The 13850-nt window shown below is 67.6% G+C and carries 9 protein-coding genes, 1 tRNA gene and 1 pseudogene; 7 read left to right on the forward strand and 4 right to left on the reverse strand.

The window, feature by feature from the left end; all coding sequences use genetic code 11:
- Positions 1-101 precede the first annotated feature (101 nt).
- The 3 genes from fdh to nrfD all read left to right on the forward strand — a co-directional run bounded on the left by fdh (position 102) and on the right by nrfD (position 5623).
- A complete protein-coding gene (gene fdh, locus NMQ03_RS10130; RefSeq protein WP_255175469.1) occupies positions 102-3434 on the forward strand; it encodes a formate dehydrogenase in 3333 nt (1110 codons plus the stop codon).
- A 90-nt stretch (positions 3435-3524) separates the two neighbouring features.
- Positions 3525-4535 (forward strand): 4Fe-4S dicluster domain-containing protein, encoded by a 1011-nt coding sequence (locus NMQ03_RS10135; protein WP_255175470.1) that lies wholly within the window; start codon positions 3525-3527, stop codon positions 4533-4535.
- A complete protein-coding gene (gene nrfD, locus NMQ03_RS10140) occupies positions 4532-5623 on the forward strand; it encodes an NrfD/PsrC family molybdoenzyme membrane anchor subunit (protein ID WP_255175471.1) in 1092 nt (363 codons plus the stop codon). The genes NMQ03_RS10135 and nrfD overlap by 4 nt, the downstream gene beginning before the upstream one ends.
- Positions 5624-5638: 15 nt before the next feature.
- Here the strand turns inward: nrfD and selD are convergent, their stop codons facing one another.
- Positions 5639-6649 carry a selenide, water dikinase SelD gene (selD, locus tag NMQ03_RS10145; RefSeq protein ID WP_255175472.1) on the reverse strand — a complete coding sequence of 337 codons (1011 nt, stop codon included), beginning with the start codon at positions 6647-6649 and terminating at the stop codon, positions 5639-5641.
- A 59-nt stretch (positions 6650-6708) separates the two neighbouring features.
- Here selD and NMQ03_RS10150 point away from each other — a divergent pair.
- From NMQ03_RS10150 to selB, 3 genes and pseudogenes are all read left to right on the forward strand, one after another.
- A tRNA-Sec gene (locus NMQ03_RS10150) sits at positions 6709-6803 on the forward strand.
- A gap of 36 nt (positions 6804-6839) precedes the next feature.
- Positions 6840-8171: an L-seryl-tRNA(Sec) selenium transferase gene (gene selA, locus NMQ03_RS10155; RefSeq protein ID WP_255175473.1), complete on the forward strand. Its 1332-nt coding sequence runs from the start codon at positions 6840-6842 to the stop codon at positions 8169-8171.
- A gap of 3 nt (positions 8172-8174) precedes the next feature.
- Positions 8175-9969: pseudogene (gene selB, locus NMQ03_RS10160) on the forward strand (selenocysteine-specific translation elongation factor).
- A gap of 42 nt (positions 9970-10011) precedes the next feature.
- On the opposite strand, the gene NMQ03_RS10165 reads toward selB, so the two are convergent.
- A complete protein-coding gene (locus NMQ03_RS10165; RefSeq protein ID WP_255175474.1) occupies positions 10012-10527 on the reverse strand; it encodes a nucleoside kinase in 516 nt (171 codons plus the stop codon).
- Between the two features lie 47 nt (positions 10528-10574).
- Here NMQ03_RS10165 and NMQ03_RS10170 point away from each other — a divergent pair, with 47 nt between their 5' ends.
- Positions 10575-11327: a lytic transglycosylase domain-containing protein gene (locus NMQ03_RS10170; protein ID WP_255175475.1), complete on the forward strand. Its 753-nt coding sequence runs from the start codon at positions 10575-10577 to the stop codon at positions 11325-11327.
- Positions 11328-11367: 40 nt separating this feature from the next.
- Here NMQ03_RS10170 and NMQ03_RS10175 read toward each other — a convergent pair whose 3' ends face one another.
- Together NMQ03_RS10175 and NMQ03_RS10180 are read right to left on the reverse strand one after the other, a co-directional pair.
- Entirely contained in the window at positions 11368-12534 is a 1167-nt protein-coding gene (locus tag NMQ03_RS10175; RefSeq protein WP_255175476.1) for a cytochrome P450, read from the reverse strand.
- Positions 12535-12615: 81 nt separating this feature from the next.
- Entirely contained in the window at positions 12616-13584 is a 969-nt protein-coding gene (locus NMQ03_RS10180; RefSeq protein ID WP_255175477.1) for a type II CAAX prenyl endopeptidase Rce1 family protein, read from the reverse strand.
- Positions 13585-13850: the final 266 nt, after the last annotated feature.

Below are 13850 nucleotides of genomic sequence, written 5' to 3' on the forward strand. Positions count from 1 at the left end.
GCAGGCTCTCCTGCCGCCTACCGGCCCAGGCGGGACCTCCCCGCGGGACACGCCCAACCTTGTCCTGTTGCTCCCGCCGTCGTCTGGGATATGCTCCAGAAATGGCACCGCGAAGTTTTCTTCAATGGCCGGTCGTCCGTCAGCTAAGCACGGGCGACCTGTTGGGCCGTGGGCCGTCGGTGACGTCGGCCAAGACAAAAGCAATAGCCCCCCGGACCGCCACTGCCGACCGCGTCGTGCAGAGCGTGTGCCCTTACTGCGCCGTTGGATGTGGACAGCGTGTCTACGTCAAGGACGAGAAGGTCGTCCAGATCGAGGGAGATCCGGACTCGCCGATTTCGCGCGGCCGCCTGTGCCCCAAGGGCTCTGCGAGTGAACAGTTGGTCAACTCGCCCGGCCGGCAGACCAAAGTGCTTTACCGTGCGCCCCGTTCCACGGAGTGGCAGCGCCTGGACCTGGCGACGGCCGTCGAGATGGTGGCCGACCGGTTCATCGAGACGCGCCGCAGGACCTGGCAGCAGGAAGACGACCAAGGCCGGCTGTTGCGCCGCACCATGGGCATCGCCTCACTGGGCGGCGCAACCCTGGACAACGAAGAAAACTACCTGATCAAGAAGCTCTTCACAGCCGCAGGGGCGGTGCAGACCGAGAACCAGGCCCGCATATGACACTCCGCCACGGTTCCCAGTTTGGGAGCCTCGTTTGGACGCGGTGGTGCTACGCAATCACTGCAGGACATGGCCAACGCCGACTGCATCGTCATCCAGGGTTCCAACATGGCCGAGTGCCATCCCGTGGGGTACCAATGGGTGGCGGAGGCTAAGGCCCGCGGAGCGAAGGTCATCCATATCGACCCCCGCTTCACGCGGACGTCGGCGGTCTCGGATAAGCACATCCCTATCCGTGCGGGTTCTGACGTCGTGCTGCTTGGTGCGCTCATCAACTACGTGATCACCAACGATCTCTGGTTCAAGGAGTATGTCAGCGCCTACACGAACGCTGCCACGCTGGTCCATGCCGACTACCGCGACGCTGAGGACCTGGGCGGACTGTTCTCCGGCTTCGACCCGGAAAAGGGCGCCTACGACACATCCTCCTGGGCCTATGCCGAGAAGGGGGAGGGCGCCATCGACGAGCCGGGACCCGGTTCCGAACATGGCGCCGATGCCACGGCGCGCGCCGCCGGCCACGCCTTTGGCAGTGGCGGGCCACCCCTGGAGCACGCCGAAGTGCAGCGGGACGACACGCTCGAGGATCCACGGACCGTTTTCCAGATCGTGAAGCGGCACTACGCCCGCTACACGGCGGAGATGGTGCAGGACATGTGCGGCATCAGCGTCGCCGACTTCGAGTATTTGGCCCGTACCATCACGGAAAACTCGGGACGCGACCGGACCACCTGCTTCGCCTACGCGGTCGGCTGGACCCAGCACTCCCTGGGGGCGCAGTTCATCAGGGCCGCCGCCATCCTGCAGCTCCTGCTCGGAAACGTCGGACGCCCGGGCGGCGGCATCATGGCCTTGCGGGGCCACGCCAGCATCCAGGGTTCCACGGACATCCCCACCCTGTTCAACCTCCTGCCCGGGTACCTCCCAATGCCCAGCGCCGGACGCCATGACAGCCTCGAGGAATACCTGTCCGTTATTGGGTCGAAACAGCAGAAGGGCTTCTGGGCAGACGCCGATGCCTACACCATCAGCCTCCTGAAGGCCTGGTGGGGCGACGCTGCCACGGAAGACAACGACTGGGCCTACGACTACCTGCCCAGGCTGACCGGAGCTCACGGCACGTACGAGACAGTGATGGGCATGCTCGATGACGAAGTCGAGGGCTACTTTATCCTTGGCCAAAACCCGGCAGTGGGCTCCGCCCACGGCCGGATGCAGCGCCTCGCCATGTCCCATTTGAAGTGGCTTGTGGTGCGTGACCTGAACCTCATCGAGTCCGCCACCTGGTGGAAGGACGGCCCGGAGATCGAATCCGGCGAACTGCGCACTGAGGACATCGAAACCGAGGTGTTCTTCCTGCCCGCCGCGACCCACGTGGAGAAGGCCGGCTCCTTCACCCAGACCCAGCGGCTGCTGCAGTGGCGGCACCAGGCAGTGGCCCCGCCGGGGGAGTGCCAAAGCGAACTGCAGTTCTTCTACGAGCTGGGCCAACGGATCCGCGAGAAGCTCGCCGATTCGGAGGACGAACGCGACCGGCCGCTGCTCGACCTGACGTGGGACTATCCCACCGACGAGCACGGTGACCCGGACGCCGAAGCGGTGCTTGCCGAGATCAACGGCCGTCACGTGACCGGTCCGGACGCCGGAAAGCCCGTTTCCGCATACACGGAACTCCGCGCCGACGGTTCCACGGCGGCCGGCTGCTGGATCTACACCGGCGTGTACGCTGACGGTTTCAACCACGCCGCCAACCGCAAGCCGGGCCGGGAGCAGGGACCGGCGGCTCCGGAATGGGGCTGGGCATGGCCCGCCAACCGCCGGATCCTCTACAACCGCGCGTCCGCCGATCCCGCCGGCAAACCGTGGAGCGAGCGGAAGAAATACATCTGGTGGGACCAGGAGCAGGGTAAATGGGTCGGAGACGACATTCCGGACTTCCCGATCGACCGGGCACCGGGCAGCAAGCCCGATCCCTCCGTGGGTGGACCGGCCGCGCTCAGCGGAGACGATCCGTTCATCATGCAGGCCGACGGCAAGGGCTGGTTGTTCGCGCCGAAGGGCCTGTTGGACGGCCCCCTTCCCACCCACTACGAGGCCCAGGAATCACCGGTGGCCAACGCGCTGTACCCGCAACAGCAAAGTCCTGCGCGGCTGGTGTTCCCCCGTGCGGACAACCTCAGCGCGCCCAGCGCCGGCACCAGCGGGGCGGACGTTTACCCGTTTGTCTTCACCACGTACCGGCTCACGGAGCACCATACGGCGGGCGGGATGAGCCGCTGGCTCCCGTACCTGTCGGAGCTGCAGCCGGAGATGTTCTGCGAGGTGTCGCCTGAACTGGCAGCTGAGCGCGGACTGGAACCGTACGGGTGGGCCACCATCATTTCGCCCCGCTCTGCCATCGAGGCGAAGGTGCTTGTGACGGACCGCATGAGGCCGCTGGCAGTTGGCGGCCACACCGTGCACCAGATCGGTCTGCCCTACCACTGGGGCGTGGGCAGCAACGCGGTGGTCAGCGGTGACGCGGCCAACGACCTGCTGGGTGTGACGCTGGACCCCAACGTCCAGATCCAGGAATCCAAGGTGGCCTCCTGCGACATCCGTCCGGGCCGCCGCCCGCGTGGCGAAGAACTCCTCGCCCTGGTTGCCGAGTACCAGACGAGGGCCGGTCTGACCCCCGAGACCGGTAACCAAGCGGTCACCGACCCCGCGGCGGAAGGCATTGATCCTCGGGGGAAAGATGGCGACGCCGATGGTGGGCCGGGATGATGAGCGTCATCGTCGGGCACATACATTGACCGGCCCGGAACGCTGTCTGCCGGCAGCGTTCCGGGTATCGACGCGACGTTGGAGAACTAGATGGGCCAGCTGTCCGGACCGACCGACCCCACCGCCGATGCCCATTGGGAGCACAACCATCCGCGCAAGGGGTTCTTTACCGACACCTCGATCTGTATCGGCTGCAAGGCCTGCGAGGTCGCCTGCAAGGAATGGAACCACAACCCGCAGGACGGCAACCTGGAACTGCTCGGATCCTCCTACGACAACACCGGATCCCTGGGCGCCAGCACCTGGCGGCATGTTGCCTTCATCGAGCAAGGCCAGGACCGCATCGTCGAGGCACGGGAATCGGGCCGGGCCCTGGTCAGCCTCGGCATGCCCCGCATCGGTCCCCCCACCCCCGCAGCGTCCGCCCCGGCGGATCTGGCGGAGGCGGACACCACGCCGCCTGACACAGCAGACTTCCGCTGGCTGATGTCCTCTGACGTCTGCAAGCATTGCACCCACGCCGGGTGCCTTGACGTATGCCCCACGGGAGCGCTGTTCCGGACCGAGTTCGGCACCGTGGTGGTTCAGGACGACGTCTGCAACGGCTGCGGAACGTGCGTGGCCGGGTGCCCCTTCGGCGTGATCGAGCGCCGCAGTAACGGCACAGTGAAGGTGGCCACCAGCAGGGAAGACCAGCACGCCGGGCATCCCGACGTCCCCAACGTAGGCATCGCCCAGAAGTGCACCCTCTGCTACGACCGGCTGGTGGCCGACGAGACGCCCGCCTGCGCCAAGGCCTGCCCGACGACGTCCATCAAGTTCGGCGACCACGACGACATGGTGGAGGCAGCCCGGGAACGGGTTGCCGACCTGCACGCCAAAGGCCTCACCGAGGCAAGGCTTTACGGTGCGAACGAAAATGACGGCGTCGGCGGAACCGGCTCCGTCTTCCTGCTGCTCGATGAACCGGAGGTCTACGGACTTCCGCCGGACCCGCGCGTACCCACAGCTGATCTGCCAACGATGTACCGGCGGGCCGGGATGGCGGTAGCAGGCATGGCCGCCGCCGCTGCGCTGGCCTTCCTGGGAGGACGCGCGTGACACTTTCCGAGTTCGATAGTTTCCGGCCAGCAGAGCCCGCACGCCGCCGTCGGGAGGGCGGCAAGCGGGGGACGGGCCGCCGCCGGGACAACGGTGACGGCTCCCGGGAAATGCCGATGGTGCCCGAGCCGGAATTCACCTCGTACTACGGCCGTTCCGTAGTGAAACCTGCTCCCTGGGGCGACGACGTGGCGATCTACCTCTTCCTGGGTGGCGTGGCAGCCGGTTCGGCCCTCCTGGGCGCCGGCGGCCAACTGACCGGACGCCCGGCGCTGCGCAGGAACGCCCGGCTGGGCGCCCTGGCAGCGGTGAGCGCTGGTGCGGTTGCCTTGGTGAAGGACCTGGGCTTACCGGAGCGTTTCCTGCACATGCTGCGGACTTTCAAGGTCACCTCCCCGATGAGTGTGGGCTCGTGGATCCTCAGCGCATTCAGCGCCGGCGCCGGCGTCTCGGCCGTGGCGGAAATCGACCGGATGAGCGGCGACCGGCTGCCGCTGGGTCCGTTGCGCAAGGTGCTGCGCGCTGTGGAAGGACCGGCAGGCATCGAAGCTGCGGTGTTCGCCGGGCCGCTGGCGGCGTACACGGCCGTCCTGCTCGGTGACACAGCCACACCGACGTGGAACGCGGCCCACGAGGAATTGCCTTTCGTTTTCGTGAGTTCGGCCTGCCTCGCGTCTGCCGGGCTCGCCATGGTCACCACGCCGGTGCGCGAGACGGGTCCTGCGCGGAAACTGGCCGTGCTCGGCGTCCTGGGAGATGTCGTGGCCATGAAGGTGATGGAGCACCGGATGGACCCGGTGGCCGCGGAACCACTGCACCACGGCAAGGCCGGCGCCATGCTGAAGTGGAGCGAGCGGTTGGCCGTGGCCGGCGGCCTGGGCACACTGCTGGGCGGACGAAACCGGATGGTCGCCGCCGCTTCGGGGCTGGCACTGCTGACCGCCTCGGCCCTGACCCGGTTTGGTGTGTTCGAGGCAGGGCTCGCCTCTGCCAGGGACCCGCGGTACACCATCGAACCGCAGAAGAACCGGCTCGCAGCCCGCCGCGCCGCCGGTGTTACCGGCGACGCAATCACCACCGGCAGCTGAGGCAGCTGCCGGGTTTCAGCGGATCTGAATACCCTGCCCCGCAGTGGTATGGCCGATTACGGGGTGGCCCGGCAGCTCGCCCACCACCAGCAGGCCGCCGGACGTCTGCGCATCGGCCAGCAGCAGCAGATCATCCTCGGTGATGCCCGGTGCGGCCTCCAGGTGCGGACGTACCCAGTCGAGGTTGCGCCGGGTCCCGCCCGAGACGAAGCCGTCCTGGAGTGCCTCGCGGGCTCCATCGATCAGCGGTACGGCTTTCAGGTCGATGACGGCGCCCACTTCCGAGGCGCGGACCATCTTGTAAAGGTGCCCCAGCAGGCCAAAACCGGTTACGTCAGTGGCTGCACGAACGCCGGCGGCCACCGCCGCCTCGGAGGCGTCGCGGTTCAGTGCCGCCATCGTCTCCACGGCTTCGGCAAACACCTCACCGGTCTGCTTGTGCCGGTTATTGAGGAGACCGACGCCGAGTGGCTTGGTCAGAGTGATGGGCAAACCCGGCCGGGCGGCGTCGTTGCGCAGCAAGCGGTCGGGATGGGCGACGCCGGTGACGGCCATGCCGTACTTGGGCTCCGGATCATCAATGGAGTGCCCGCCGAGCACGGGGCACCCCGCCTGGGACGCCACGCTCAGGCCACCGCGCAGGACCTCGGTCATCAATTCCATCGGCAGGACGCCGCGGGGCCAGCCGACGAGGTTGATCGCCGTGACGGGCTTACCGCCCATGGCGTAGATGTCCGACAGGGCATTGGCGGCGGCAATGCGGCCCCAGTCATATGCATCGTTGACAACGGGGGTGAAAAAGTCGGCGGTGGTCAGGACCGCAAGATCATCGCGCACCAGGACCGCCGCAGCGTCGTCGCCGCTGTCAAGGCCCACAAGGACCTCCGCGCCGGGTTGGCCGATGAGGCCACGGACCGCATCTTCGAGTTCGCCGGGAGGAATTTTGCACGCGCAGCCGCCGCCGTGGGCATAGTCGGTGAGCCGGAATGCGCCGGTGGCACCATGATCGAGTTGCTGGACTGACATCTGAGCCTCATTCACCCGCCCAGCGTACCCTCCAAGGCAACCCTGCTATATTGAGGCGCGGTGGCGTCCGGGTCCTGGTGGGCCCCCCGGTCTTCAAAACCGGTGAGGCTGAGCATCTCGGCCTGGCGGGTTCGATTCCCGTCCGCCACCGCCAACTTTCGGCAGCGAATGCCGCGATATGAGGAGGGCTGTGGACCACGTCGATCCCCGGCGCCTGATTCCCCGCACAAATGACCTGCTGGCCTTGCCTGCCGTCCGCGAAGCCCGCACCCGGCTGAACGAGCGCGTCATCCGCGAACTTGTCCGGGACGTCCAGGAGCAGGCCCGGCGCGGCGGGCTGCCCCCCGGCCAGGTGGAACCGGCCCTGCTGGCGGCCGTCGCTGCGCGTGCGGCAACCACCCTGCGCCCGGTGCTGAACGCCACCGGCGTCATCGTCCACACAAACCTTGGGCGCGCCCCTCTTTCTGAAGGTGCAGTGGAAGCTCTCGTCGCGGCCAGCGGCTACGTCGATGTGGAGCTGGACCTGTCAGACGGCAGCCGCTCCCGCCGGGGCGCCGGTGCCCGGGCGGCACTGCTGGCCGCCTGTCCCGCCGCCGAGGACGCACTGGTGGTCAACAACGGAGCCGCGGCGCTGGTGCTGGCCACGACAGCCTTCGCCGCTGGCCGGGAAGTGGTGGTGAGCCGCGGCGAACTCGTTGAAATTGGTGCCGGATTCAGGCTGACGGACCTGATGGAATCCACCGGTGCCAGGCTTCGCGAGGTGGGCACCACCAACCGAACGCACCTGCACGACTACGCCGGAGCCCTCGGTCCTGACACCGGATGCGTCCTAAAGGTCCATCCAAGCAACTTCCGGGTTGACGGTTTTACCTCAGCTGTTCCCATCAATGAGCTGAGCCGCCTGGCCTCGGCCAACGGCGTCCCCCTCGTGGCCGACCTGGGCAGCGGACTGCTGGCCCCCGACCCGTTCCTGCCGGATGAACCGGATGCCGCCTCCGCCCTGGCGAGCGGCGCCGACGTCGTCATCGCCAGCGGGGACAAACTCCTGGGCGGCCCCCAGGCGGGGTTGCTGCTGGGCCGCAAGGAGGTCATCGCCCGGCTGGCCCGCCACCCGCTCGCCCGCGCCGTCAGGGCAGACAAACTTGTCCTCGCCGCCCTGGAAGCAACGGTTGCGGGCGGGCCGCCGCCCGTCGTGCAGGCGCTGCACACCGACGTCGGGCAGTTACGCGGCCGTACGGACCGGCTTGCCCGGGAACTGGGCGTACCCGTGGTCCCGCATGACGGCAGGGTAGGGGGTGGCGGCGCCCCCGGCGTACCCCTGCCCGGGTGGGCACTCCGGCTCCCCGAAGGACTTGCGCGTCCCCTGCGGACCGGCGACCCGGCCGTGCTGCCGCGCGTCCACGACGGCTCCTGCCTGGTCGATCTGCGCTGCGTGCCCGAAAAGGACGATGACCGGATTGTCGAGGCGGTACGGCGTGCCCTGGCAACCCTTGATGTTGCGGATGCAGGGAGGGCGGGCTGAACCGTGCACGTCATTGCCACAGCCGGGCACGTCGATTCCGGTAAAAGCACACTGGTCCGCGCCCTCACCGGCATGGAGCCCGACCGCTGGGAGGAAGAACGGCGCCGCGGGCTGACCATTGACCTGGGGTATGCCTGGACCACGCTGCCGTCCGGACAGGACGTGGCGTTCGTCGATGTACCGGGCCACGAACGTTTCCTGGGCAACATGCTCGCCGGCATCGGACCTGCGCCGGTGGTCTGCTTCGTGGTGGCCGCCGACGAAGGCTGGCAGGCGCAGTCGAGCGACCACCGGGACGCCGTCGCTGCACTGGGCATTGAACACGGCGTCGTGGTGCTGAGCCGCGCGGACCGGGCATCCGGGCAGCGGGTTGCGGAGGTGCTCGCGCGGACCCGAACGGAACTGGCCGGGACCGGCCTGCAGGACGCGCCCGCAGTAGCTGTATCCGCCATCGACGGCACGGGCCTGGCTGACCTGCGTGCAGCGCTCGACGGCGTACTGGCCAACGTGCCTCATCCCACCACGGATGGGCGGGTCCGGTTGTGGGTGGACCGTTCGTTCACCATCACCGGTTCCGGGACGGTGGTGACCGGGACACTGGCAGCAGGAACGCTCGCCCAGGGTGACCGGCTGGAACTGATCGGCCACGTCGATTCCCGGCCGGTGGTGGTCCGTGGCCTGCAAAGCCGGGACACCTCGTACGCCTCGGTGGAACCGGTCAGCCGGGTGGCGCTGAACCTGCGCGACGTTGCCGCAACGGATATCCGCCGCGGTGACGCGCTGGTTACCCCGGACGCATGGCCCACCACAGCAGTGGTGGGAATCCAGCGCACCACCGGGGTGGCCTACACCGAGGTCCCGGAACAGCTCATGGTGCACGTTGGCACGGCGTCCGTGCCGGCCCGGCTGCGCCCCTTCGGCGCCGACCATGCCCGGCTGGTCCTCGACAGGCACCTGCCCCTCGTCCTGGGGGACCGCCTGGTGCTGCGCGATCCCGGAAGCCGTTCGGTGCTGGGCGGCGCGCGTATCCTCGATGCCGACCCACCGGCCTTGCGGCGGCGCGGTGACGGCGCCCACTGGGCGGAGCGTCTTGCAGGAATGGACCCCGCCGGAGACGTACTGTCAGAGGTTGCAGCCCGCAGGGCTGTGCAGGCGGAACACCTGCGCCGGCTAGGACTGCTGCCCGGGCATGACGCGGAGGCACCCGCCGGCGTACAGGTCATCGAGGACTGGTGGGTGCACGCTCCCGTCCTTGAGGCCTGGCAGCATCAGCTGCGCACCGCGGTCCAGGCGCTGCAGGAGCGGGACGCCCTGGCCCCAGGCCTTTCCATGGGTGCGGCGCGGGACCTGCTCACGTTGCCCGACGAGAAGCTGCTTTCCCACGTCATCCGCGGTGCCGGCCTGGAACAGGACGGCGGACACGTCCGGCTGCCTGGCAGCCAGGGCAACCTTGGTCCCATCGAGCGGCAATCGCCACACTGGAGGGCAGGCTCAGCGCGGATGCCTTCCGTGCCCCCGAAGCCGATGAGCTGGCGGCACTCGGCCTCGGTGCCCGCGAGCTCGCAGCCGCTGAACGCACCGGGCGCCTGCTGCGCCTGCGCGACGGGGTGGTGCTGCTGCCCACCGCCCCGGCGCTTGCCATGCGCACCCTCGCCACTTGGACCAGCCCTTCACCACGAGCCAGGCCCGCCAGGCGCTGGGCACAACACGCCGGATCGCGGTTCCGCTGCTGGAGCACCTGGATTCGCGCGGCTGGACCAAGAGGCTGGATGCAGGACACCGCACGGTGGTGCGCTGACCCGCCGTCGGCCAGGAAGAGCGGTGCCCGGCCTACTGAGGGTTAGGCAGGGTCCGCTGCCTGCACGTGGTGCAGGATGTCGTCCACGACCCGGGAAAGCGGCGCGGTGGCGTCGATCGGAATGCCGCCCGGCGGGATCTCTTCCCGTGTTCCGTGCAGGTGTTCGATCAGCTGCCGCTCCGCCGGCTGCCCTCCCCATTCGTCTGCCGGACGCTGGTCGAGGCGCCGCCTCAATGTGCCCAGGTCCACCTCAAGGACGAAGACGCCGTCGAACAGATCGATGAACTTGGCGAGGTTTCTCGACCCGCCGCAGAAGAACGTCACCGCGTCCCGCTGGTCTGCTGCCTCGGCCCGGACGTCGGCGACTCTCCAGATGTGGTGCCTGTGCACAGCGACGCCGGTGACGCCCCCCAAGGGTTCGCCGGTTTCCGGATCACCCTGATAGGCAAGTTCACGGTCTCCGTTGATGGCGTGGTAGCCGCGCCGCCGCAATTCGTTGCAGACCGCGGTCTTGCCCGTGCCCGAGCCGCCCTCGATAAGGTAATTCTTCCTGCCCATGCCTGATGGTACCGATGAGGGAGAGCCCGGAATGGTTTGATTGGTCAGTGCTCCGTGTAAAACGCTTTGTGGCCCTTAGCCTGTTCGTGGTCTGCGCGAGCGCAGTTTTCTCGTTCTGGCTGCTGGGCCAGCCCGGCGCCGGAGCCCGTACGGCCGTTTTCCTGCCCCCGCGTGCGGGAGCCAAGCTTCAGCCGGGGCCCGATGGCATCGCCACCGCCGTGAACGTCACGCGAAGCCCGGACGCCGAGTGGCTTGGCACGGCTGCCGCCCACACCGGAATCCCTGCACCGGCGCTGCGTGCCTATGTCAATGCGGCCCTTGCCGCCAATGAATCCGCTCCGAAGTGTGGCATCGGCTGGAACACGCTCGCCGCCGTCGGCTTCGTCGAATCAGCCCACGGCACGTACGGTGGCGGCAGCTTGAGCCCCGCCGGCCAGGCCAGCGGCCCGATCGTGGGCCCCAGCCTCAACGGCGCGGGATTCGCCGCCATAGCCGACACCGACGGCGGCGCCCTGGACGGCGACGCGAGTTGGGACCACGCGGTGGGACCGATGCAGTTCATTCCCTCCACATGGCGGATCGCAGGCAGGGACGGGAATGGAGACGGGGCGGCGGACCCGTTCAACATCGATGACGCCGCCCTCAGTGCGGCCACGTATCTTTGCGGCCACGGGCGCGACCTCACCACAGCGCAGGGCTGGACAGCTGCCATTTACGCCTACAACCAGTCCGACGCCTACATCCGCCAGGTGAGCTCCCAGGCCACCTCCTACGCCGCGAAAACGGGCACCGCCGGTTGACTGGATCCCGCGGCGTCCCCGGATCCGTTCCACGGGCCGGTCAGGCAGGCTGCCAGGTGACGGGAAGTTCCTTCAGCCCGTAAACGATGCTGCTGTCCATCCGCTCCAGTTGCGCTCCGGGAGCCACGGAAAGTCCCGGGAGACGGGACAGCAGCGCTTCCAGCGCAATCCTTGCCTCGAGCCGGGCGAGCGGTGCCCCGAGGCAAAAGTGGATGCCATGGCCGAACGCCAGGTGCCTGTTGGGGTTGCGGTCCACATCGAACTCGGACGCCCGGTGGAACTGCTGCTCGTCACGGTTGGCCGAGCCGATCCAGGCAACGATTGGAGCACCGGCGGGAATCAGTTGGTCACCCACGACGGTGTCCGCCACCGCCACCCGGTACATGGACTGCACCGGCGACCGAAAGCGGAGCACTTCTTCGAGGGCCGCGGGAAGCAAGGCCGGCTCGTCGATGAGCCGCTGGAGGGCGCCGGGAGACTCCGTCAGGCACAAAACGGCGTTGCCGATCAGATTGGTGGTGGTCTCGTTGCCGGCTACCAGCAGCAGGGCACAAAACCCGAGCAGTTCGGGCACCGTCAGTTTGTGCCCGTCAATCTCCGCGGACAGCAGGCTGCTGATGAGGTCCGTGCCGGGAGGGCTCCTGCGCTGGTCGATCAGGGCAAGGAAGTACTCGACCATCTCCGAAGTGGTGGAGTCCTGCGTTTCGCCGGCGGGGAGGGTCCGCGTCTGGCTGACAATCACGTCAGACCAGTGCTTGAAGCGCTCGCGGTCCTCGCTGGGGATGCCCATCAGCTCGGAGATGACGATGACCGGCAACGGGTAGGCAAGGTCCTTGATCAGGTCAGCGCTTCCCTTGCCGCTGATCTCCGCCAGGAGCTCGTCGGTGAGTCCGGCGATGCGGGGAGCCAGCGCGTCAACAGCCTTGGGCGTGAAGGCCTGCGTAACCAGCGAGCGTAACTGGCGGTGCCTCGGGGGATCGGTGGTGATCAGGCTGGACGCGAACAATTGCCCGGTGCCGGAGGGATTGTCACCACCCATGCGCGACGAGAACGTTGCGTGTTCGGACAACACCCGCTGGACGTCGTCGTACCGGAACACGTGCCAGCTCCCTGACTGGTCATCCTGGAAGACGGGGGCCGTTGCCCGCATGCGTTCATACTGCGGAAAGGGATCAAGCGGGTATTGGGCGGACTGGGTGACATCCATGGTGGCCTCCCTGCTCACCTGGCGCCGTGCGGTCCACGGACGGCGCCAGGCCGTCAAATGACTGACCGTAGAACCTCGATCCTAGCCAAAGCGTTTCCCTGCGTCACCACGATGTCGTAAATGCCGGCGCTTCCTGGTGGACTCCCGGCCCCGGGGTGCGCCTGCCAGTCGCCGGCGTTCGCGCCTGGCGGCAAACCAGATGGCGGCAACCATGACTCCCAACACGTCCGCGAAACCCAGGATGGCCTCCCACGGCATTTGGATGGAACTGCCCCGCAGGTTGTTGTAAAAGGATCCGAGGGGAAGAAGCAGGGGCCAGAGGACGATCAAGTTCCGGACAACGCAGTAGGCCACCGCGTAAACCACGCCGAGGCCGAAGAGGAAGAGCATTTCCTGCGCGTCCATTCCGTAGCCGACATGGTAGGCCGCATAAAGGGCAGCCGCCCCGGCCACCCCTGCTATCGGGCCGAAGCTCGCTTCCAGGCGCGCCTGGATGAAGCCCCGGAAGAATACGGCCTCAAAGAATCCCACGGTGATCGCCAAGGCTGCCAGGGGCACCCAATCGACCGGCCTGGGAAGTGGGTATCCCCACAGCGTGATGGCGAACTGCACGGCGGCAAGGATGAGCCCCAAGGCGACTGCCTGGCGCAGGTTGGCGCGGCCGATGCCCAATTCGGCCAAAGCCCTGCGGCGGATCCATGTGGTGTAGGCGAGCGGGCCGAGGACGCCGAGGAGCATGCTTACCGCGAAGCAAAGGAACAATCCGAGTGTGTTTCCCTGGGTAAAGACCCTGAAAGCCAGCCAGAAGAGGGCCACAACACCCACATACAATGTGGCAACGGCGCCCACGTCGCGCCAGTCCGGATGTCCGGTCCAACGAGGCCGGGACATGGGCATGACGAGCGCCAGAACCAGTGCTGCGAGCGGGACGCCGACGCCGTAAACAGTAGGGTTTCCCAGCGCGAGCAGCAGGATTGCGCCCACGAGGAATACCGGCCACGCGTACCTTGGCAGGAGCTGGGCCGTTCCACTCAAGTTCGTTCCCGACATGGCTCCCCACTCCACATAACTGCCTGGTTCATGGCTCAAGTCTTCTCCCAGCCGGTGGCCGTCCGTAGGGGCCAAGGGCCCAACTGAACCCACGACGTACGGCCAGTGAGCGGCCTAAGCCAACCGGGCGCCGGTTTTTGTGGTAGCGATGAGGGGTCCCCTAAGGTTATTGCTCGATGAAAGCCCCTGAAGATACATCCGGTCAGTCGCCCGCCATCTCCCCGCGTGGACCCGTGTTTGTCGACGCGTCAGGCCGCCGGCTCCGG

Source organism: Arthrobacter sp. DNA4 (assembly GCF_024362385.1).
GTDB lineage: Bacteria > Actinomycetota > Actinomycetes > Actinomycetales > Micrococcaceae > Arthrobacter.